The following is a 19424-nucleotide window of genomic DNA, read 5'->3' on the forward strand; positions in this document are numbered from 1 at the left end:
GGGACTGCTATGCTCAATTGTGTGTAAGTCGTACATGTCGTTCCAAGTTGCTAGACCTTGATTCCAACAATAACGGCGATAATCGCAAAGACTATCGAGGACTTTCGCCATCTGCCGGTTAGGATAAAGTCTAACCTTTTGTGCCCGCAGCATTCGTTGCACCACCAATCAAATCAGCGTTGTTTTTTGTTTCTTCCTTATACACAGCATATCATCAGATTAAATAATAGTCATGCCGTTCAGCTTCATATTTACTTTTTATGAATAGCGGCTTACTTTTCTATTTATTTCTGCTTTATTACATATTTTTTCTAATGATTGTTTCCTCCTGAGCAATTGCTCAGGGGCCTTTTTAAAATTTGTCTTCCGCTGCGTTTTGTGCAGCATGTTGCTTTTCCAGTTCGCGTAATTCGTTTTCGGAAGCGACTACGTGATCGTAATAATGATCAAGTTTGTAATGCAAATGGTCAATGGCCGACTGGATGTCATCGCGGCGCTCTTCCATTTCCGTTAATTGTTCTTTTAATAAGGCAATTTGTTCTTGATCGTTATCGGCCTGCGAATCGAACAATTCGATGTAGCGGCGGAGATTTTCAATCGTCATGCCGGCCGCGCGCATTTGTTTGACAAAGTTGATGCGGCGAATAATGCGGGCGTCGATCTCCCGATTACCGGATTCACTGCGATCGATGGCGGGGATCAATAATTCTTTTTCATAATAACGAATCGCAGCGGATGAAACGCCGGTTTGTCTGCTAGCTTCTTTAATGTTCATCTAAACACTTCATTTAAAGTATAACGCGTTTAGCCGTAATTGGCTGTTTTCAGAATACCACTATGCAGTAACTGTAAGGTAAGTTTTAAAAAATATTAACTAGAGCTTGCCTTGCACTTACTGCAAGGGTCTATGCTAACACTATTCAATTGAAAGGTGGTCAGAAAATGACTGAAAAACAAGCGCTGTTGACAATGTATCGCAAGCATAATGAATATATGGTCGCCGGTGATATTGATCAATTAGGCGCCTTACTGGCGGATGACTTTCATTTAGTTCATATGACCGGGATGGTGCAAAGTAAGCAAAAATGGCTCAGTGAGATCAAAAGCGGGCAAATGCATTATTTTTCGTCAACCGAAGAACAGGTGACCGTCACTGAATTAACTGCGACTCACGCCATTTTAGTTGGCCAAAGTCAAGTTGATGCTCGTATCCACGGTTCACGCAATACGTGGCCGCTCCAGTTAACGCTACAGCTCAGTATGCTTGATGGTCACTGGCTGATTAGGCATATTGATGCCAGTATGTATTGATAAAAAAGGAGACTTGAATTTGAGTGTTTTTGCAGATTTACAAAATGGTAAAACTTATGATATTCGTGATGAAAATTATCAAAAAGAAGTTCACGGCGAAATTGATCGTTGTGATCATATCTGCTTTGAGATCAATAATACCGATCCGGCCAATAAAGCACAGTTGGTCGATCTAGAAAATGAATTATTAGCCGGGCAAATGCAAGCCGGCACCTATTTTACGCCACCCATGCAGATCGATTGTGCTAATAGTGTTCATTTAGGCAAAAATGTTTACGCCAATCACAGTCTGACCATGATGTCATTAGGTGGAATCACCATTGATGACGGAGTTATGCTCGGCCCCGGGGTAGGCTTATTTACCGTCAATCACGAGCCCAAAAATATTCGCGTCGTTAAAACTAGCGCGATCCATATTAAAAAGAATGCTTGGCTCGGCGCGCGGGTCAGTGTACTACCTGGTGTGACCATTGGTGAGAATGCCATCATTGGGACCGGTGCTGTTGTGACCAAAGATATTCCGGCCAACAGTCTTGCGGTGGGCACGCCGGCTAAGGTGATCAAGCAGCTTGATTGAAAGGGTGTTTTTAAATGAAACTTACATTTAATGAACAAGAATATCCGCTGCGGTTGACAGATAATCGGACTAGTACGGCGCTATAAACCCCGTTGCCCCAAACCTTAACGTTGCAACGCCGCGGTGACATTGAATATTACGCAAAATTATCACAGCAATCGGAAACTGCCGGTATCGCGACAACCGCGCAGATCCATGCCGGTGGTTTATATTATTATCAAGCTTGGAATGTGTTGTCTTTTCAGTTACAGGACGCGGACATTACACCGTTTAAAATGATTTATCTAGGCGAATTGAATGCAGCGTTAATCAAAGCGTTACAGGTCACAAAACCAGAATTCACGGCTAAATTAATTTAAAGCTTGCCTTGCAGTTACTGCAAGGGTCTATAGTGAAGTTAAATATTTTTAGGGGGTTACAACATGACAAATGTATTGATCATCGGTGCCACTGGTACAGTAGGTAGCACGACGCGGCGTTATTTCTTAGATCACACCACCGACCAATTAACTTTAATGGCGCGCAATACACGCCGTTTAGGCAGTTTAGATGCTGAGCGTGAACGGGCGATCACTGGCAGTGTCACGGATCAAGCCGCATTACGGACAGCGCTAAAGGGCCAGGATGTTGTTTTCGCTGCTTTGAGCGGCAACTTGAAGGCCATGGCCCAATCATTGGTTGCCGCAATGACTGCAGCCGAAGTTAAACGGCTCTTATTTATCACGTCGATGGGGATCTATAATGAAATTCCCGCAACAATTGGGGCCGCCGGTAATTTGGCTTCTAATCCCGTTTTGCAAACTTATCGTGATGCCGCCGACGTGATCGAAGCTTCGGATTTAAATTACACGATCATTCGGCCGGGTTGGTTCGATCAGGGCAACGATACGGACTATCAAGTGACCCATAAAGGTGAACCCTTCGGCGGCCATGATGTTTCTGTGATCAGTATTGCTGATCTCGTCACCCGGTTGGCGCACGATCCGCAGTTAGCTGCACGTGATAGTTTAGGCATCAATCGTAAATAAGGTCAATAACAAACAACTTTAGTTATTTTTGTGCTAAATTAAAAGTGTGGTAACTTGTTTTTGCGTGGCTTTTGGTCCGCTGCGCCAAATTATTAGTAAATTGGAAAGGAATTGAACGCCGCGTATGGCTATGCGGTCGTTCTAGGTATATTATTTATGAAATCTGCAATTTTTGAAAAAGCCGGTTTGGTCACCGTCCAAGAGGCGGCTAAACCAAGTTTACAAGCGGCTGATGATGTGATCATAAAAGTCGTGCGTGCCTGTGTCTGTGGGTCTGATCTGTGGGCGTATGCGCACGGTGACAATAAGAAACCACATTCAATTAATGACGGTCATGAGGCCATCGGGATCGTTGAAGAAATCGGTTCCGCCATTACCACGGTGAAACCAGGCGACTTTGTGATCGCGCCATTTACTCACGGTTGTGGCGAATGTGCTGCCTGTCTGGCCGGCTTTGATGGCACTTGTGATCGTCATCAAGGCGCGACTAACTGGTCGAATGGTTTCCAATCAGAATATATTCGCTTCCAGTATGCCAACTGGGCGCTGGTCAAAGTGCCTGGTCAACCCGGTGATTACACCGAAGGCATGATCAAATCATTGACCACTTTAGCTGACGTGATGCCAACTGGTTACCATGCGGCGCGGTGTGCTGATGTGCAAAAAGGCGATAAAGTCGTGGTCATCGGTGACGGTGCCGTTGGTCAGTGTGCGGTGATCGCGGCGAAAATGCGTGGTGCCGCGCAAATCGTTTTGATGAGTCGGCATGAAGATCGCCAACAAATGGCGTTACAGTCCGGCGCGACCGCGGTCGTCGCTGAACGTGGGGCCGAAGGAATCGCTAAAGTACGAGAAATTCTTGGTGGCGGCGCCGATGCTGCGCTGGAATGTGTCGGCACGGAGGCTGCGATTGACCAAGCGCTGGGCGTACTGCACAATGGCGGTCGCATCGGTTATGTCGGTGTGCCCCATTATAATAATCATGCCCTAGGTTCAACCTTTGCCCAGAATATTTCCGTCGCCGGCGGTTCCGCTTCGGTGACAACTTACGACAAACAATTTTTGCTTAAAGCGGTTCTGGAGGGCAACATTAACCCGGGTCGTGTCTTTACCGCAACCTATAACTTGAGTGATATCAACCAAGCTTACCAAGACATGCAAGCGCGGAAAACGATTAAATCGATGGTGGTTGTCGCTGACTAGGTTTATGTTATGGCTTAACTAAAGCAGCGCAACAATTAAAGTTAAAAATAGGCATTGAAATAACCCCCTGGTGTTGGACTGAAATCTAACGCCGGGGGTTTTACTATGACCAAATATACGAAGCAATTTAAATTTTAGGTTATTCAAGATTGTCTACCTCTGCTTGCCAAGGCGAATTTAAAAAAGACTTGCCTTGGTCTGAACTTCATAGTTTATGCTGAGCAAGAATTAAAAATTCTGGAGGTGGATCAGATGAGCAAAAAACTTGGGCTACTGGTGCTCAGCCTTATTGTTGGCATTGGGTTAACCAGTAGTGGGTTACTTTTTGCAATGCAACCCACACAGCCTGTCACTGCTGCCAGTACCAAACTTGATCGGAGACTTAAAATGAAAAAAATGCCTAAACATTATCGGCAATTAGCGGCTGATTCGCAACGTGGCCGAGTTGAACAAATCACTTACCAGACGACTTACCGTAATAAAACTTATCAAAAAAAGGCCTTAGTCTATTTGCCAGCGGGTTATGCAACTAATGCAACCAAGCGTTACGATATTTTGTATTTGTTACACGGGGCGACGATGAGTGAAACTAGTTTTCTCGGTCATACTGGAACTGATTCAACCAGTCGCTTTAAAACATTATTGGACCATGAAATTGCGGCGTGCAAAATGAAGCCAACCATCGTGGTGACGCCAACTTATTATCCTGACGATCGTTTTGTTACCAGTGACTATGAACGCGATGATCCGTTGAACTTGGCGTTTGCCCGCAATGAGTTGCCTAATGATCTACTGCCAGTCGTTGAAAAGCAATATCGAACTTATGCCCGCGCAACTGATAAAAAAGGGTTAGCAGCAGCCCGGCGCCATCGTGCTTTTGGTGGTTTTTCCATGGGCGCGATCACGACTTGGTACGTTTTTGAACATGATTTGAACTTGTTTAAATATTATGTACCGATGGCTGGTGACAGTTGGACGGTGGCAGCCAATGGTGGGGGAATTGCGCCTAGCAAAACGGCGACTAAATTGGCGCGTCAAATGCAACGTCGTGATTATCAGACCACTGATTTTCGCATCTTAGCCTCTGTTGGCGGCGCTGATGGCACCAGTGGCTCAATGGCACCGCAGATCAGGCAAATGCGCCAGCACCCACAACAATTTACTGATCAGAATTTACTTTATAGTATCGATGCCGGTGGTGGTCATGATCTGACCTCGGCGGCTAACCAAGCGTATAACGCCTTTACCCAGCTTTTCAGAAAATAATTAAAAAAGTGCTGGAACCGGGTACCCTATTTTATAATAAGGCGCGTCAAGCGGGGATGCTTACTTATGAAAACAAGAAATATCGTCCTTATCGTTGCCTTTATCGCCGGCTACGGAAAAATTTACTAAATCTAAGCCAAAATACTTGCCCTGGTGTGCACTTCATGGTTTATGCTAAGAATGATCAATTAGTTAATACAGGGAGGCAATAAAATGCGGGTAATGATTTTAGGTGCTGCCGGACAGATCGGCCGCATGGTGACCGCTGATTTACTGGCGCAGACTGATTTTGATTTAACTTTGTATGGCCGAAATGTGCGTTCGCGGTTGGCGGATACGGCTAGTTCACGGGTAAAATTGGTTGATGGCACTTTTGAAGATGTGGCGACGATCAAAGCCAATTTAGCTGACGTTGATGCGGTTTATCTCAGCTTTGTTGCCGGTGACGATATTATTGTGCCATTATTAAAAGTGCTGAAAGAAGCAGGGATCAAGCGGTTTATTGCTGCTAATATTCCTGATCTATACCAAGAAGTGACCGGTAAATTTCAGAAATGGTATCGGGCTAATACTGGTTTGATCTGGCAGACTAATTTACGGACGGCTGCCGATCTGATCGAGGCCAGTGATCTGGACTACATTATTTTGCGGATCACTTGGTTATATAATCAAGCGAATAATACCGCCGTGCATGTCACCCGCAAAGGTGAACCATTTACTGAAGCACAAGTGACTCGGCAAGCGGTGGCGCAATTTGTGACCGACCTATTGACTGGTAAAGCCGATTATCATCGTGAAAATCTTGGCTTAGGTGAACCGGGCACCGCTTATACGAAACCAAGTTTCTATTAAGGAGTAAATTCAATGAACAGTAAAAAAGTCGCTGAAATTTTAGATGTTTCCGTGGATACGTTGCGTTATTACGAACGAGTAGGGGTGATCCCGCCAGTCACGCGTGATAAAAATGGTTACCGCAATTATCAGAATAATGATCTCAATTGGATCTTCTTGGCTAAAAGTTTGCGCAATGCTGGGATGTCAGTTGAATCGATGATCGAATTTGCTACGCTGGCCCAATCTAGTGGTGATGTGTCCGCTGCGCAAAAAGAAGTTTTGCACGAACAACTGGCTCAGTTGGATCAGAAATTTGCCGAATTAGAGAAAACCCGTAATTTATTGGAATACAAAATTGAAACTTATGATGATCATTTAGCAAAGTTTAAGGCTGGTGAAATGACCGCGGACAACGCAGATAAATTATGGCAAATGCCGAAATTTAATCCCAGTGCAAAATAAATTAAAAAAAGCCTTGCTCTGGAGCCCACTCCATGGTTTAGACTGTGTCTGGTAATCAAATCAATCAATGAAATGGAGATCTTAAAATATGACAGTCCCAACATTTAAATTAAGTAATGGCGTTGCAATACCGGCCGTTGGCTTCGGGGTTTTCCAAATTGAAAATGGGGGCACTAAACAGGCCGTCCTCGATGCCATCGATGCTGGTTATCGCTTGATCGATACCGCCCAGGCTTACGGCAATGAAGCCGAAGTCGGTGCGGCCATCAAGGAATCTAGTGTTGACCGCAAAGAATTATTTGTGACGACTAAAGTTTGGATCAGCTCCACGGGTTATGAGGCGACTAAACAAGCCTTCCAAGACTCATTAGCTAAATTACAATTGGATTATCTTGATCTATATTTGATCCATCAGCCTTATGGGGATGTTTATGGATCATGGCGGGCCATGGAAGAATTACAGAAGGCCGGTAAGGTCCGCGCCATTGGTATCTCCAACTTTAACGCTGATCGCTTTGTTGACTTAGCCCAACATAACGACGTGATCCCAGCATTGAATCAAGTCGAGCTCAACCCGTGGAACCAGCAAGAAGACGAAATTGCCTGGATGAAGAAATTAAACATCCAACCAGAAGCGTGGGCCCCATTCGCGGAAGGCCGCCATGATTTGTTCACTAATGAAGTGTTAAGTAAAATTGCCGCCGCACATGATAAAGGCGTCGGTCAAGTTGTTTTGCGCTGGTTATATCAACGGGGTGTCGTTAGTTTGGCCAAATCAGTGCATAAAAAACGAATGGCAGAGAATATCAATATCTTTGATTTCGAATTAAGTGCTGCAGAAATGCAACAGATCATGGTTTTAGATAAAAAGGAATCTGCCTTCTTTGATCATCGTGATCCAGTTATGGTCGAACGCCTAGGTGGATCGTGGGAAAAATAAGTTTTACCATCTGACTGCACTGTGTATAAAATCATGGTGCAGTTTTTTGTGGTCAAAGTTCACTGTGCTGTTTTTCTGCCGGCCCGCCGTATATACTAGAGTTACTGAAAATCATGTTATAGGAGTTGGCCATCATGGGACTTATGATCTCATCATTTATTATTTTGGTTGCCGTTGCTTTGAGCAATATTGTGGCGCGCTACGTGCCCGGAATCTCTAGCACGTATATTAATTTAGCGGTCGGTATTTTAGTCGGCTTAGTCCCACTGACCAATCACTTAGTGTTGGCCTTTAACAACGATATTTTCATGATCTTTGTGTTAGCGCCGTTGTTGTTCTTTGAAGGCCAAGCGACACCGTTATTGATCGTCCGTAAAAAGGTTAAAAATATTGTTGGGACTGCGGTTTTGTTGGCGGTGGCTTCAGCGGCACTGGTGGCACTGGCAATCAATCAGTTGGTTAGCTTGCTGATTCCAGTGGATTTGATCATTGTTGCCATTAGCACGCCCACCGATGCCACCGCATTTGATTCGGTGATTGAAGGCCGCAAGATCTCGCGGCCGCTGCAAAAAACACTTAAGATGGAGTCGTTGTTTAACGATGCCACCGGGATCATTTTATTGCAGGCCGGAATCTTATGGTTGAGTACTGGTCATTTATCATTTTGGACCAACGCGCGGGAATTTCTGCTTGCCGCGGTGGGTGGCTTAGTTATCGGGGCTGGTTTAGCGATTTTATTAGTCGCTTTTCGCCAGTATTTTGTCCGCTCTAGCAATAACGTGATCTCTTCGCAAACTTTGCTTTATATTTTGACCCCGTTTTGTATTTATTTTGTGGCCGAAGAACTCGGTGTTTCGGGAATTATCGCTGTAGTTGCGGCTGGGTTAGTCCATAATAGTGAGGCCAATCGTAGTCGGTTTTCCTCGCCGCGGCAAATGCATCTGGGCATTCAGATCAATAATTTTGCCGGCGAAGTGCTCAATAGTTTTGTCTTTGTAGTGTTGGGGATCAGCTTGGAGCGGATCTTCTTTGCTCGTTATAGTGCAATGATGACTTCATTGCAGTGGCTGGCGGTTGGTGTGCTGGTTTATTTATTATTATTACTTTGTCGTTATGTCTATGCCCGTTTCTTTGTGACCGATAAACAACGGCGCACCGCTAGTTTATTTGCCCTTGGTGGTGTTCACGGTACAGTGACCTTAGCCATGACCTTTTCGATCGGTAGTCAGATCGCTAGTGCCACGTTTAATTTTATTTTGATCGTGGAAACAGTGGTGATCATTTTAAGTATGTTGGTGCCAACGATCGTGTTCAAAATTATTTTGCCCCGTGATCTAGATGCCGAAAATCGCCTAGCTGAGTTAGCTCGTTTACGCCATGAAATGGTTAAGGTGGGGATCCAGCGGGTCAAACAGATGAAATTAAGTCCAGCGGTGCAGGCCAGCGTGATCTATGACCTGCGCGACCAAGTGCAAAAAAATAGTTTGCCGGCCTTTTTCCGCCAGTGGCAAGCGGTGACTGCGAATAAAACGGTGTTGACCGGGCTACAAAGTGTCGCTCAGCGGCGAGCGCTGATGCACGCCTTCAACGCTGAACGGCAATATTTATATGAGCTGGCCAAGCAACACGTCGTCAGTTCGGATTACGTTTACGAAATTTATAGTGAAATTTTGTTGTCGGAATCCTTAGTTTTGGATCCGCGCAATCAATTGATTTAGAAACTGCAACCAGCGTAGATTATACGCTGGTTTTTATATTGCTTAAAAAGCAAAGGTTGTTGGCTTTTTTGTTCAAAAAATTTGCACAAAAGGCTTGCGCTGGAGTGCAGACCAGGGTTTAACCTATAGATATTGAGCAAGTAACAGTAACATCAAAGGCCGTACGTTCAAAATTGGAGGCAAGATTATTATGAAATTTACAACACAGAAAACGTATTTTCCAGTCAGTGACCAAATTGCTGGTCAACCAATTCAGGCACCACAACTTGGTAAAAGTGAGCCGCAATGGCGTAATGGTTACGGCACGGTTTCGGATGGGCAAGATACCAATAGCCAGAATCAACCGACCCGTAAGTTGACTAAAACGGCCACAAGTATCATCATTTATTTTTCGCGCTCCGGTAGTACTGAGCTGCTAGCTAGTAAAATTGCGCAACAGACTGGCGCTGATATATTGGAGCTTGTGGTTCAAGCCCCTTATGCAGGCAATTATCAACGGACCTTGGCGCGGGCGAATTCCGAGCGGGAAAATCAAGTTTATCCCGAACTGAAGCTGCAGGTGCCTGATTTGAGTCAGTACAAAATGGTTTATCTTGGCTATCCAATTTGGGCAATGACTTTGGCGCACCCAATGACGGCATTTTTAGACACTTATGGTAGCCGCTTAACCAATAAGCAGATCGCACCATTTATGACTGAAGGCGGTTATGGGCCAGGTGATAGTGTGCAGCGCATCCAACAACTTTTACGCGGACAAGGTGCTACCAACAATCCGTTCACCCAGGCGTTAGTTGTTGATGGTAATAAAGTTAGCGGGCTAATGAGCGCGTTGGCCAGTGGCTTAAGCAGGTCAATCAATGAAGGATATATATACAATAGGTAGAAAAAACTAGAATACTGATTTGAGCGGCCTAACGATAGTAGCAAATGCAGAATAGATTTGCTGGATTTTTTTCAGAACAAAGTGATTCTGACTATATTGAACAAGAATTAAATAAATTACGCGAATTTTTAATAAGCGGAAAAAGGGGAATGACATGAATAACGAAAAAATATTGATTATTTACTTCTCTTTATCGGGCAACACTGCGCGCGTAGCCAAAAAATTACAAAAACAATTGCACGCCGATATTTATCGTCTCCAACCAACAACGCCATATCCTGATGATTATGAAGGGCTTGTTGCGGTTGGTGAACGCGAAAAAGATCAGGCGATTCACCCGCAAATTGCTGGTCAATTACCAGATTTAGCGCAGTATACTGAAGTTTATATTGGCTACCCGATTTGGTGGTCACGGCCACCAATGATCATTCATAGTTTGTTTGATCAATATGATCTGACCGGTAAAAAGATTATTCCGTTCGCAACTAGTGCATCGACGCCATTAGCCGATACATTAGCGGAGATGAGTGCTCTGGCAAAATCGGCCAGGGCAACGTTGATCACAAAATAATGGCTTAACGTTGAATTCCATTTTCGAAATTCAACGTTATTTTTTGTAAAAAAATTGATCAAATAGCTTGCTATGGAGTTCAGACCAGGGTTTACACTAGGTTTTGTTGAGATCAGTCTGTTTATGCGGGGGTAGGAATTAAAAGACGATCGGATAGCAATCTAATATTAAGCGCAAACTTGGACCAACAAAGTGGCGTTGGACCAAACAAGTTAATACAGATGAATAATGATAATGGAGGCACTAAAAATGACCAAAAATGTTCTAATTATGGCCGCTAATGGTCGGATTTCCCGATTAGTTGAAGAGCGCGTGTTAAATGAAGCGCAATTCGCAGATGTTCATTTAACTTTATTTTTACGTAATAAAACGCGCCTAGCCAATTTAGCCAATAATTCACGAGTGACTTTGATTGAAGGGAGTTTAGACAGCGTTGCGGATATCAAAGCAGCCGTTGCCGATCAAGCTATTGTTTTCGTTGGCGTTGTTGATCATACTGCCGATAACCATCAAACGCAAAGTATTGTGGACGCGATGAAAACGGCTGGTGTGCAACGTTTAATTTATACTAATGTATTAGGCATTTACGACGAAGTTCCTGGGGCTTACGGTGAATGGAATAAACAGATGATCGGCAGTGGCCTGCCATCGGCTTTACGCTCGGACCAAATTATGGCCGAATCCGGTTTGGACTACACTACCTTGCGTTTGCCATGGTTAAACGACCGTGAAGTTAAATATCAAATCACCCACAAAAATGACCCCTATTTAGGCGTTTCCGGTTCACGTAAAAGCATCGCTGATGTGGTTTTGCGGATCATTGCCGAACCGAGCTTTTTGAAGAATGACAGTGTTGGTATTGCTGATCCAGATACGCAAGGGGAAACGCGGCCAGTTTATTAGGCGAAAAAGGATGTGACAACTTGAATATTGATGCAGTGAGTAAAAAATTTGAGTTAACTAAGGATACGTTGCGTTACTGGGAGCGCATCGGTTTATTACCAGCAATCGAACGCAATCAAAGTGGTTATCGTGAATATAGCGAACGTGATATGAACTGGGTGTTCTACATTAAAGTTTTGCGCAATGCCGGCATGACCATCGAAGCGTTGATCGAATTTGTTAAATTATACCGTGAAGGCGATCAAACCACGACCGCCCGCAAATCGCTTTTGCGCGATCAACGGCAAGAACTATTAGATAAAATTGCGGCGATTCAAAAAACCGTTAAGTATTTAAACTTTAAAATCGACCATTTTGAAGATCATACTTTGAATTATGAAAAAGAAAAGCTAGCCTACGAGGCTGTGAAAAAGTAATCGTTAACGTTCCAATTTGAATAGGAGACGATTATTTGAATTAGGTGGTTTGCCTGTGATACACCCTGACCAATACAAATGGCCAAATTGGTGCTGGCCATGATTGAAAGTGGCGTCATTTTTTTGCTACTGCTAAAGTTTGGCACGCGCTAAGATTATGCTTGCGCCTAAAAAACTCAGCGAAGTTAAGCCCCACAATAATGGTGTTAACGCCATTATTGTGGGGCTATTTTTGTAATTCAAAGGTTAGTCTTGCGGCCAATTTTGAACGATTTCTGTGAGAATAACTTTTAGGGCCGGCTTTTGTGATTTCAAATAGCTGCCGTAAATTGGCATGTGGGCGGCATCGTCGGTGATCGGCAGCTCAATGCGACTATCTTCGCTGTTATTGCGCTGGTCAAATTGGGGATCAAATTTAGACAGATTGGTACTGAAAAATGGAAAATCAGAGTATTTAGTGATTTCAGAAAAGGTGGCGCTTTGTTGCTGATACAGGAATTTTGTTTCTGGAATATTCTGATTGATCACGTTATTCCACGCGCCAATATCGGCCAGAACAAGAAAACTAAGGCCTTTTAGCTCCTTAAAGGTAATTGCGGATTGGTTAGCCTGGTACATAAATTGATTTAAGTTAACCGCTAGCCGTTCAGTGCCGAGAAAGCGTGATTCGATCTGATCAGTAAAAATTTCTTGATCGGATAATAGTAACGTAAATTTGCGCCGATTGAGTAAGTCAGGAATATTTGTCTGTTGCAGTTGAGCCGTGAGCTGAACTTGTTTAGGGAGTTGTGCTTGCAGCGATTTGAGTAAAATTAACGGGCCGGGAATCGTTGCCCCGATCGTGATCACTTGCTGACTTTGCGCAAAGTTCTGAATTTTTTCAACCGCTTGCTCATTAGCCGCAACAATTGCTTGGGCTTCTTGGACGGCCAATTCACCAGTTTTAGTGAGGCTGATCCGATTAGGTTGGCGCTTAAATAATTGCACGCCTAAGTCGTCTTCCAACTTTTTCATCCCGCGCGTAATAGTTGGTTGGGTGACATGGAGCTTTGCTGCCGTCTGCGCCAGCGTTTTGTATTGGGCAAAAGCCACCAGCTCTGTCCATAAATAGTTATCGATCATATTTTGACCTCCTAGCATACGCTAACTGTATACTAGCATGCTTAGGTAGTAATTTTCAAACCTAAACTTTCGTTGCATAATGAAGCCATCAACAAATGAACTAAATCAAAGGAGCGATTTTTTATGGTAAATATGCCAACGATCAAATTAAACAATGGGGTCACAATGCCGCAATTAGGGTTTGGTGTTTTTCAAGTTCCGGACTTAACTGAATGTGAACAGGCTGTTTCAGATGCATTAGCAACAGGTTACCGCCTGATCGATACGGCCGCCGCCTATTAAAATGAAGCCGCTGTTGGTCGCGCGATTAACAAAAGCAACGTCAAGCGGGAAGATATTTTTGTGACTTCAAAGTTGTGGGTTTCCGATTTTTCTTATGCTCGGGCTAAAGCCGGCATTGATGCTTCTCTGCAACGGTTGGGCCTAGATTACATTGATCTTTATTTGTTACACCAGCCATTCGGCGACGTGATCGGTGCCTGGCGTGCTTTGACCGAAGCTTATCAAGCCGGCAAAATTCGTGCCATCGGCGTTTCCAACTTTTATCCCGATCAATTAAAAAATTTAGAATTAACCACCGGCATCAAGCCCGCCGTTAACCAAATTGAGGTCAACCCGTGGAACCAGCAGCTTAATGACGTTGCCTTTACGCAAAGTGAGGACATTCGCGTTGAAGCCTGGGCGCCCTTTGCGGAAGGCAAGCGCCAAATTTTTAAAAATGCTGTTTTGGCTGCGATCGGTGAAAAGTATGGTAAATCAACTGGTCAAGTTATTTTACGCTGGTTATTACAGCGGGGGATCACGGTGATTCCCAAGTCGGTTCATCGTGAACGCATGGCCGAAAATCTGGCTGTTTTTGACTTTACATTAACTGCTGAAGACATGCAAGCCATTGCCAAACTAGATAAACGCGAAAGCCAATTCTTTGATCATCGTGATCCGGTGGCGATCGAGCAAATCTTCGGTTCTAGTTTGAAACAATTGCAATAAATCTGGTAAAGGAGCACCGATGATGGTTACAGTTAGTAATGAATTTAGGTTAACCACCTACAGGACGCGTTATGCCGGGCAAATACCATGATTAGAGTGACTTGCGAAACTTAGATAATGAATTTAGCAAATAAATGGAGGCAATCTAAATGAGTAAAGTAATTGTAATTACCGGCGCTTCAAGCGGTATTGGTGAAGCAACCGCCAAGCTGTTGGCAAAACGTGGTGATAAATTAGTTCTGGGTGCACGCCGTGAAACCAAGTTGCAACAAATTGTCAGTGACATTGAAGCAGCAGGCGGCACTGCCGCTTATGCGCTTACTGATGTGACTGATTTAGCCAGCGTTAAGGCATTAGCACAAACTGCGTTAGATCGATTTGGCCGCATTGATGTCTGGATGAACAATGCTGGTTTTATGCCAGCCTCTGAATTTATCAAGGGTAAGGTTACTGATTGGAACCGGATGATCGATGTCAATCTACGTGGCGTTTTGTATGGTATTGATGCCGCATTAGCAACAATGCGTCAACAAAAAAGTGGTCACTTTATTAATATCGCTTCAGTTGCCGCCCATACCGTTTCGCCTGGTGGCGGTGTTTATAGTGCCACTAAAGCTGGTGTTTGGATGATCAGCGAAGCATTACGTCAAGAAGAAGCCGCCGCAAAAAGTAATGTGCGGGTGACCGTGGTTTCTCCTGGCGCGGTGGCAACTGAGTTTGTTGATCATGTCACTGATGAAGGGGCCAAACAAGCGTTGGCGAATTATTATGCACAAACAGCAATTTCACCAAAGCGCATTGCGACTTCGATCGCGGCCACGATTGACTTACCAGCAGATGCGGCAATTAATGAAATTGTGATCCGCCCAACGAGTCAAGATTAAGCATTTTATAACTAAGTCAGTCACAAAACAATCTCATTATCGTATGATTGTTTTGTGCTATACTGAGAAAAAAGGAGGGATGTACCGTGAACAAGGAACGTTTGGCCGCCTTTACTGATGCGGTTTTGGCCATCATTATGACGATCTTAGTTTTGGAATTAGAAAAGCCGGCGCAGGTCACCTTGGCCGGCTTGTGGGCGTTGCGGGCGAACTTTTTTGCCTACACGCTGTCATTTTTCTGGTTAGGTTTGATGTGGACGACCCACCACAGCAATTGGCACTTGGTCAAGAAAGTTACTAATCATACTGTGATGTACTCGCTGTTGATGCTGTTTATTGCATCATTATTCCCGTATACCACCAGTTTAGTCGCGACTAATTTCTATAATCCAACCGCCCAGGTCTTCTACGGCATCGTGGTACTAGGGGTGTCGTTTAGCAATATGGCGATCTCGCATTCGCTAAAGGCCGTCAACCCGACGGTGCATTTTGGTTGGTTATACGGTTTACCGAATCGCTCGGTACTACTTGATATTGTGGTGAAATTAATCGGCCTGCTGTTGGCGTTGACCGTTTATCCGCCGGCGATGGTCTACGCGATTTTAGTGGCAACCTTTATCGTAGGCTTTGCATCGTGGCAAAATAAAAGTAAGGCCTAGATTTAGTGTTGGCTGGTTACTGGTCTAAAAAGGCGTGCTCGTTTTTTAAGGTGACTAAGTTTTGGTGATAGCCGTTGCTTCATCCCGCTATGACACCTTTAAAAAAGGGGCGATTTTACCGGCGTTTGATCCCCGTAAAGGTGGTGGCGCATTGCTGGACCTGAATATTTATAATAGTCATTTTGTGGTCGGTCTGTTAGGTCGGCCAATGCAAGTTCATTATTATGCTAATATTGTGCACGCTATCGATACTTCTGGTATTTTAGTGCTGGAATATCCGCAGACAAAAGTGGTCTGCATTGGCGCCAAGGACACCACGGCCACGATTCGTTCGACCATTGAAGGCACAGCGGGGGCGATCATTGTTAATGGCTCCGCTGCGGACGCTGGGTTGCAGCTAGGCTAAACGCTATTTACCGGCAAAGCGCGGATCGGCCTGACGGGTGGCAAAGTGTTGCCGTAACTCAGCGGCGGCGGTTTGTAGCGCTGCTGGGACCGCAATGTGAACGATGAAGTTCTTGCCGGCAGGGCCGTAGCCAGTTTGGTCGTCGGTCAAGCGGCCGAGCTCGCCTAATAGCAGGGAAACGTATTTGTCCAGTGTCCACATCCCTGGTAGTGGCTGGGTAAAGGCTAATTGATCGTCAACGGTAACTGCGTAAGCGGCGTAGTTGATCACAGGCACGCTGGGAGCCACGTATTTGCGTAACGCGGCGGCCATCCGCAGCTGCATCGTGGCGTCCTGGCACAAAATTAGCGAATTGAAGTCGATCTGGTTGGCCGCTAATAACGCCAATAAATTAGTAATATTGTTACCGCAGTTGGTCGATTTCGTTTCTAGTAAATCGACTTGCAGGCCGTATTGCGCCTGTAAAATTTGGGCGAAGATCTGGGCTTCACTACTGGTGTCAAAATCAAGGGTCGGATAAAGGGTCCGCGCACTTTTGATCAAGGCGGCGGTGGTGTGACCGTAACCACCGACAATGACGTAGTGGCGGGCGACTTGGGCGCGGATCGCTTGGGCCAAGGTTGCCACGCCACCGACGATACTGCCGCCAAAAAAGGCGAAAACGTCGGCTTGCTCGATCTGGTAGGCTTGGCGTAATGCGGTTTGGCTTAATTCAGGTAAGTCGCGGCGGCCGCAAAATTGGCCGAGAGCGTTGATTTGATTTGCAAGTTGGGACATTGTTACTAACCTCCGATTAAAGGGTTTTGATCACCGCAGTCAGGGTGTGCGCGGCGGGCACGATATAGTCGGCCACCTTACTGGCGTCAGAAATCTGGTGCTGGCGGCGGTTGAGCCAGATCGTGTGCCAACCGGCTTGCTTGGCGCCGACAATGTCATTGGCAAAGGAGTCACCGACAAAATAAGTCGTTGCCGGCGTTAAATGTAGGCGCGCCGCCGTCAGTTGGAAAATTTGGGGCGCCGGTTTGGCCACCCTGACAGCGCCTGAGATTATGATCTGGCTTGGCTTGATCCAGCGCTGTAAGCCCAGTTGCGCGATTTTAGCTTCCTGATGGGCGGTGGGGCCGTTGGTGATGATGCCCAGACCGAATTGGTGCGCCTGACAATAGTTCAACGTTGCGATCACATCCGGTAATAGCTGGATCTGCTGCTGGTAATGTTGATAATTTTGTTGAAAAGTTTGCGCTTGTTGGGCGGAAATTGGGTGATCAAAGTGGGCCAAAGCCTTTTGAATGCGGTAGATGTACATGGCCGTCATACTCATGGCACCAGTTGTGCTGGCGGTAAAAACTTGGTCACTTAATTGGCGGCTAAGCCGATATAATTTTTCCAGCGGGACGTTTTTAAAGGCAAACGTCGCAGTAAACGCTTGGCGAAAGGGTTGTAATTGATCATATAATGTATCGTCTAGGTCAAAGAGAATGGCTTTCATCGAGAACACCGGCTTTCATTTTTAGTTTAAGCTTATCAGTGCGATCAAGCCAGCACGTGCGCTAATTTTTTATAAAAAAGTTGGGGTAACCCCTTGACCTGAAACGCGTTCCATCCGTTATGGTGAACTTGTGGTAAAAAATAACGGATAGGAAGGCGAATATAATGAGTTTATTTTTATTGACTAAGAAAACCAAGTTTTTTGCACCAGTTAGTGGCGAATTGGAAGCGCTAAGTGAAGTGGCTGATCCGACGATCGCCAGTGGCAACATGGGCGTCGGTTATGCGGTTGAACCAACTGCTGGTGCCGTTTATAGTCCAGTGGCTGGCACGGTGACCTCGCTGTTTCCCACTCACCATGCGATCGGCCTGAAAGTTGGCGCGTTAGAGATCCTGCTGTACTTAGGCATCGATACGGCTGAATTGAACGGCTTACCGTTTACAATACAGGTCGCAGTTGGTGATCAGGTCACACCGGAAACCCAATTGGCGACGATGGACTTGCAACAGATCAAAGCCGCTGGCAAGGCTACTACAGTCACGGTTTTAATTTTTAATGCTACTGATAAGTTGGACAGTTTTAAGTGCAGCGCCGCTAAACCGGTGACTGCTGGAACGTTGGTTGGCAAAGGCGCGGAACGGTAGCGCGTAGCTGAAAAAGTTTAGCATAACTGTTTTTCCAACGTGCTCTAATTTTTGCAGGGTTGATCTTAGCGGATCAACTCTTTTTTTTACTGCAACAAAAAGCCTGATCCGCATTGCCAGATCAAGCTTATTTAATGAACGTGTTCGGCGTAAGGTCGATTTTGTTGTTGATAATGAAATCAGAGTGGACCTTTATTTTACGGACGCCATCGGTTGGTTCGAGCACTAACTGTAGCGCTTGACCGCCGATCGTATAGAAATGCGGATCGATGGTGGGGATGCCAATGGCAACGCCGGAAATTTGGTGGCCTTGGCCGATCAGTCCCGGCAGTGGTAATTGGTGGTCAACATAATATTGGCGGACGCCACTGATGATGTCATCACCGTTGCCGAAAATATACTGTAGGTCGGTGGCCTGCTTGTTTAATGTTTTGGCGGCGAAATAACCTTCGGCCGGGGTGCTAACGCCGGTGATCACCAAGTTATCCGGTGGCAGATCACCGTAAACCTGGGCGAAAGTTTTCAACGTGATGCTGCTGGTGGCACTAACACCAGCACGGCGGCTGAATAAAAAAGCGATCCGCTTGATCTGTTTTTGTTTAAGCCAATTGAATGCGGTTGTGTAGGCGGATTCACGATCAGAAAATACGGCGTTTAACTGTTTAGCACCGGTATCCTCGCAACAGACGATCGGGCCGTATTGATTATACTTTTCTAAGCGTTCTAGCGGAATGCCGTGGGAAGTGACGATCAGGCCATCGTATTCCTTGCGTTTTAACTGCTCTAAGTAGTGCATTTCTTGGGCCTCGTCGTATTCTGATGGCAAAAGGATCACACTATAGTTGTTGGCAAAAGCGGCGTCCATAATGCCATTAAGGATCTTCGAAAAATAAGGGTCACGAATATGCGGCAAAATAGCGCCGATCTTGTGCGTTTTACCAGTGCTAAGATCGCGAGCAATTGCGTTGGGCACGTAATCCAGCTGATGGATCACGCGATTTATTTGTAATTGTGCGGTTTTAGAAACATAACCGCTTTGATTGATCGTTCGGGAGACCGTGGAAATTGAATAACCACTGATCCGCGCGACGTCACGAATAGTTGCCATTTAATTACCT

23 protein-coding genes and 2 pseudogenes are annotated in these 19424 nt (G+C 45.3%); 19 read left to right on the forward strand and 6 right to left on the reverse strand.

Going from position 1 to position 19424, the window contains the following annotated elements; all coding sequences use genetic code 11:
* Both FFM78_RS09125 and FFM78_RS09130 read right to left on the reverse strand, forming a co-directional pair.
* Positions 1 to 153: helix-turn-helix domain-containing protein (locus FFM78_RS09125; protein WP_171001868.1), on the reverse strand; the 153-nt coding region annotated here is incomplete at its 3' end.
* 199 nt (positions 154 to 352) lie between these two features.
* On the reverse strand, positions 353 to 775 hold the full coding sequence (locus tag FFM78_RS09130; RefSeq protein WP_137638134.1) for a MerR family transcriptional regulator: 423 nt from the start codon (positions 773 to 775) through the stop codon (positions 353 to 355).
* A gap of 167 nt (positions 776 to 942) precedes the next feature.
* On the opposite strand from FFM78_RS09130, the gene FFM78_RS09135 reads away from it, so the two are divergent.
* The 14 genes from FFM78_RS09135 to FFM78_RS09200 all read left to right on the forward strand — a co-directional run bounded on the left by FFM78_RS09135 (position 943) and on the right by FFM78_RS09200 (position 12112).
* Positions 943 to 1311 carry a nuclear transport factor 2 family protein gene (locus FFM78_RS09135; RefSeq protein ID WP_137638135.1) on the forward strand — a complete coding sequence of 123 codons (369 nt, stop codon included), beginning with the start codon at positions 943 to 945 and terminating at the stop codon, positions 1309 to 1311.
* Positions 1312 to 1330: 19 nt separating this feature from the next.
* Entirely contained in the window at positions 1331 to 1888 is a 558-nt protein-coding gene (locus tag FFM78_RS09140) for a DapH/DapD/GlmU-related protein (RefSeq protein ID WP_223877049.1), read from the forward strand.
* A 92-nt stretch (positions 1889 to 1980) separates the two neighbouring features.
* Positions 1981 to 2247 (forward strand): cyclophilin-like fold protein, encoded by a 267-nt coding sequence (locus tag FFM78_RS09145; RefSeq protein ID WP_137638137.1) that lies wholly within the window; start codon positions 1981 to 1983, stop codon positions 2245 to 2247.
* A 63-nt stretch (positions 2248 to 2310) separates the two neighbouring features.
* The gene (locus FFM78_RS09150; RefSeq protein WP_137638138.1) at positions 2311 to 2916 is read left to right on the forward strand and encodes an NAD(P)H-binding protein; all 606 of its coding nucleotides are present in this window, start codon (positions 2311 to 2313) and stop codon (positions 2914 to 2916) included.
* A gap of 156 nt (positions 2917 to 3072) precedes the next feature.
* On the forward strand, positions 3073 to 4119 hold the full coding sequence (locus FFM78_RS09155; protein WP_137638139.1) for a zinc-binding dehydrogenase: 1047 nt from the start codon (positions 3073 to 3075) through the stop codon (positions 4117 to 4119).
* 252 nt (positions 4120 to 4371) lie between these two features.
* Positions 4372 to 5385, forward strand: coding sequence for an alpha/beta hydrolase (locus FFM78_RS09160; protein WP_137638140.1), 1014 nt, complete (start codon positions 4372 to 4374; stop codon positions 5383 to 5385).
* A 213-nt stretch (positions 5386 to 5598) separates the two neighbouring features.
* Positions 5599 to 6237 carry an NAD(P)H-binding protein gene (locus FFM78_RS09165; protein WP_137638141.1) on the forward strand — a complete coding sequence of 213 codons (639 nt, stop codon included), beginning with the start codon at positions 5599 to 5601 and terminating at the stop codon, positions 6235 to 6237.
* A gap of 12 nt (positions 6238 to 6249) precedes the next feature.
* On the forward strand, positions 6250 to 6681 hold the full coding sequence (locus FFM78_RS09170; protein WP_137638142.1) for a MerR family transcriptional regulator: 432 nt from the start codon (positions 6250 to 6252) through the stop codon (positions 6679 to 6681).
* Between the two features lie 88 nt (positions 6682 to 6769).
* Positions 6770 to 7621 carry an aldo/keto reductase gene (locus FFM78_RS09175; protein WP_137638143.1) on the forward strand — a complete coding sequence of 284 codons (852 nt, stop codon included), beginning with the start codon at positions 6770 to 6772 and terminating at the stop codon, positions 7619 to 7621.
* Positions 7622 to 7755: 134 nt separating this feature from the next.
* Positions 7756 to 9339: a cation:proton antiporter gene (locus tag FFM78_RS09180; RefSeq protein ID WP_137638144.1), complete on the forward strand. Its 1584-nt coding sequence runs from the start codon at positions 7756 to 7758 to the stop codon at positions 9337 to 9339.
* Between the two features lie 190 nt (positions 9340 to 9529).
* Positions 9530 to 10222, forward strand: coding sequence for a flavodoxin family protein (locus tag FFM78_RS09185; protein ID WP_223877050.1), 693 nt, complete (start codon positions 9530 to 9532; stop codon positions 10220 to 10222).
* 154 nt (positions 10223 to 10376) lie between these two features.
* Positions 10377 to 10793: a flavodoxin gene (locus FFM78_RS09190; RefSeq protein ID WP_137638145.1), complete on the forward strand. Its 417-nt coding sequence runs from the start codon at positions 10377 to 10379 to the stop codon at positions 10791 to 10793.
* 249 nt (positions 10794 to 11042) lie between these two features.
* Positions 11043 to 11696 carry an NAD(P)H-binding protein gene (locus FFM78_RS09195; RefSeq protein ID WP_137638146.1) on the forward strand — a complete coding sequence of 218 codons (654 nt, stop codon included), beginning with the start codon at positions 11043 to 11045 and terminating at the stop codon, positions 11694 to 11696.
* 20 nt (positions 11697 to 11716) lie between these two features.
* Positions 11717 to 12112: a MerR family transcriptional regulator gene (locus tag FFM78_RS09200; RefSeq protein ID WP_137638147.1), complete on the forward strand. Its 396-nt coding sequence runs from the start codon at positions 11717 to 11719 to the stop codon at positions 12110 to 12112.
* A gap of 246 nt (positions 12113 to 12358) precedes the next feature.
* Here the strand turns inward: FFM78_RS09200 and FFM78_RS09205 are convergent, their stop codons facing one another.
* Complete coding sequence (locus tag FFM78_RS09205; RefSeq protein WP_137638148.1) at positions 12359 to 13234, reverse strand: LysR family transcriptional regulator; 876 nt, start codon at positions 13232 to 13234, stop codon at positions 12359 to 12361.
* A 123-nt stretch (positions 13235 to 13357) separates the two neighbouring features.
* Between FFM78_RS09205 and FFM78_RS09210 the strand changes: the two are divergent.
* The 4 genes and pseudogenes from FFM78_RS09210 to FFM78_RS09225 form a co-directional block, all read left to right on the forward strand.
* Positions 13358 to 14224: pseudogene (locus FFM78_RS09210) on the forward strand (aldo/keto reductase).
* Between the two features lie 149 nt (positions 14225 to 14373).
* Positions 14374 to 15108, forward strand: coding sequence for an SDR family oxidoreductase (locus FFM78_RS09215; protein WP_137638149.1), 735 nt, complete (start codon positions 14374 to 14376; stop codon positions 15106 to 15108).
* An 86-nt stretch (positions 15109 to 15194) separates the two neighbouring features.
* Entirely contained in the window at positions 15195 to 15767 is a 573-nt protein-coding gene (locus tag FFM78_RS09220) for a TMEM175 family protein (RefSeq protein WP_137638150.1), read from the forward strand.
* 79 nt (positions 15768 to 15846) lie between these two features.
* Positions 15847 to 16140 (forward strand): annotated as a pseudogene (locus FFM78_RS09225) (Gfo/Idh/MocA family protein); the annotation flags it as partial.
* Positions 16141 to 16176: 36 nt separating this feature from the next.
* On the opposite strand, the gene FFM78_RS09230 reads toward FFM78_RS09225, so the two are convergent.
* Positions 16177 to 16950: an ElyC/SanA/YdcF family protein gene (locus tag FFM78_RS09230; protein WP_137638151.1), complete on the reverse strand. Its 774-nt coding sequence runs from the start codon at positions 16948 to 16950 to the stop codon at positions 16177 to 16179.
* 16 nt (positions 16951 to 16966) lie between these two features.
* A complete protein-coding gene (locus FFM78_RS09235) occupies positions 16967 to 17662 on the reverse strand; it encodes an HAD family hydrolase (protein WP_137638152.1) in 696 nt (231 codons plus the stop codon).
* A gap of 164 nt (positions 17663 to 17826) precedes the next feature.
* On the opposite strand from FFM78_RS09235, the gene FFM78_RS09240 reads away from it, so the two are divergent.
* Complete coding sequence (locus FFM78_RS09240) at positions 17827 to 18306, forward strand: PTS sugar transporter subunit IIA (protein WP_137638153.1); 480 nt, start codon at positions 17827 to 17829, stop codon at positions 18304 to 18306.
* Positions 18307 to 18433: 127 nt separating this feature from the next.
* Here FFM78_RS09240 and FFM78_RS09245 read toward each other — a convergent pair whose 3' ends face one another.
* Positions 18434 to 19414: a LacI family DNA-binding transcriptional regulator gene (locus FFM78_RS09245; RefSeq protein WP_137638154.1), complete on the reverse strand. Its 981-nt coding sequence runs from the start codon at positions 19412 to 19414 to the stop codon at positions 18434 to 18436.
* Between the last annotated feature and the right edge of the window lie 10 nt (positions 19415 to 19424).

This window comes from Loigolactobacillus binensis (assembly GCF_005405165.1).
In the GTDB taxonomy this organism is placed as follows: domain Bacteria; phylum Bacillota; class Bacilli; order Lactobacillales; family Lactobacillaceae; genus Loigolactobacillus; species Loigolactobacillus binensis.

What these genes read in the sequence shown, in the direction of transcription:
- FFM78_RS09170 (WP_137638142.1), top strand. Translation starts at nt 6,250, where the DNA reads ATGAACAGTAAAAAAGTCGCTGAAATTTTAGATGTTTCCGTGGATACG.
- FFM78_RS09230 (WP_137638151.1), bottom strand. Translation starts at nt 16,950, where the DNA reads ATGTCCCAACTTGCAAATCAAATCAACGCTCTCGGCCAATTTTGCGGC.
- FFM78_RS09245 (WP_137638154.1), bottom strand. Translation starts at nt 19,414, where the DNA reads ATGGCAACTATTCGTGACGTCGCGCGGATCAGTGGTTATTCAATTTCC.
- FFM78_RS09190 (WP_137638145.1), top strand. Translation starts at nt 10,377, where the DNA reads ATGAATAACGAAAAAATATTGATTATTTACTTCTCTTTATCGGGCAAC.
- FFM78_RS09165 (WP_137638141.1), top strand. Translation starts at nt 5,599, where the DNA reads ATGCGGGTAATGATTTTAGGTGCTGCCGGACAGATCGGCCGCATGGTG.
- FFM78_RS09135 (WP_137638135.1), top strand. Translation starts at nt 943, where the DNA reads ATGACTGAAAAACAAGCGCTGTTGACAATGTATCGCAAGCATAATGAA.
- FFM78_RS09150 (WP_137638138.1), top strand. Translation starts at nt 2,311, where the DNA reads ATGACAAATGTATTGATCATCGGTGCCACTGGTACAGTAGGTAGCACG.
- FFM78_RS09240 (WP_137638153.1), top strand. Translation starts at nt 17,827, where the DNA reads ATGAGTTTATTTTTATTGACTAAGAAAACCAAGTTTTTTGCACCAGTT.
- FFM78_RS09160 (WP_137638140.1), top strand. Translation starts at nt 4,372, where the DNA reads ATGAGCAAAAAACTTGGGCTACTGGTGCTCAGCCTTATTGTTGGCATT.
- FFM78_RS09180 (WP_137638144.1), top strand. Translation starts at nt 7,756, where the DNA reads ATGGGACTTATGATCTCATCATTTATTATTTTGGTTGCCGTTGCTTTG.
- FFM78_RS09205 (WP_137638148.1), bottom strand. Translation starts at nt 13,234, where the DNA reads ATGATCGATAACTATTTATGGACAGAGCTGGTGGCTTTTGCCCAATAC.
- FFM78_RS09185 (WP_223877050.1), top strand. Translation starts at nt 9,530, where the DNA reads ATGAAATTTACAACACAGAAAACGTATTTTCCAGTCAGTGACCAAATT.
- FFM78_RS09155 (WP_137638139.1), top strand. Translation starts at nt 3,073, where the DNA reads ATGAAATCTGCAATTTTTGAAAAAGCCGGTTTGGTCACCGTCCAAGAG.
- FFM78_RS09215 (WP_137638149.1), top strand. Translation starts at nt 14,374, where the DNA reads ATGAGTAAAGTAATTGTAATTACCGGCGCTTCAAGCGGTATTGGTGAA.
- FFM78_RS09235 (WP_137638152.1), bottom strand. Translation starts at nt 17,662, where the DNA reads ATGAAAGCCATTCTCTTTGACCTAGACGATACATTATATGATCAATTA.
- FFM78_RS09175 (WP_137638143.1), top strand. Translation starts at nt 6,770, where the DNA reads ATGACAGTCCCAACATTTAAATTAAGTAATGGCGTTGCAATACCGGCC.
- FFM78_RS09130 (WP_137638134.1), bottom strand. Translation starts at nt 775, where the DNA reads ATGAACATTAAAGAAGCTAGCAGACAAACCGGCGTTTCATCCGCTGCG.
- FFM78_RS09195 (WP_137638146.1), top strand. Translation starts at nt 11,043, where the DNA reads ATGACCAAAAATGTTCTAATTATGGCCGCTAATGGTCGGATTTCCCGA.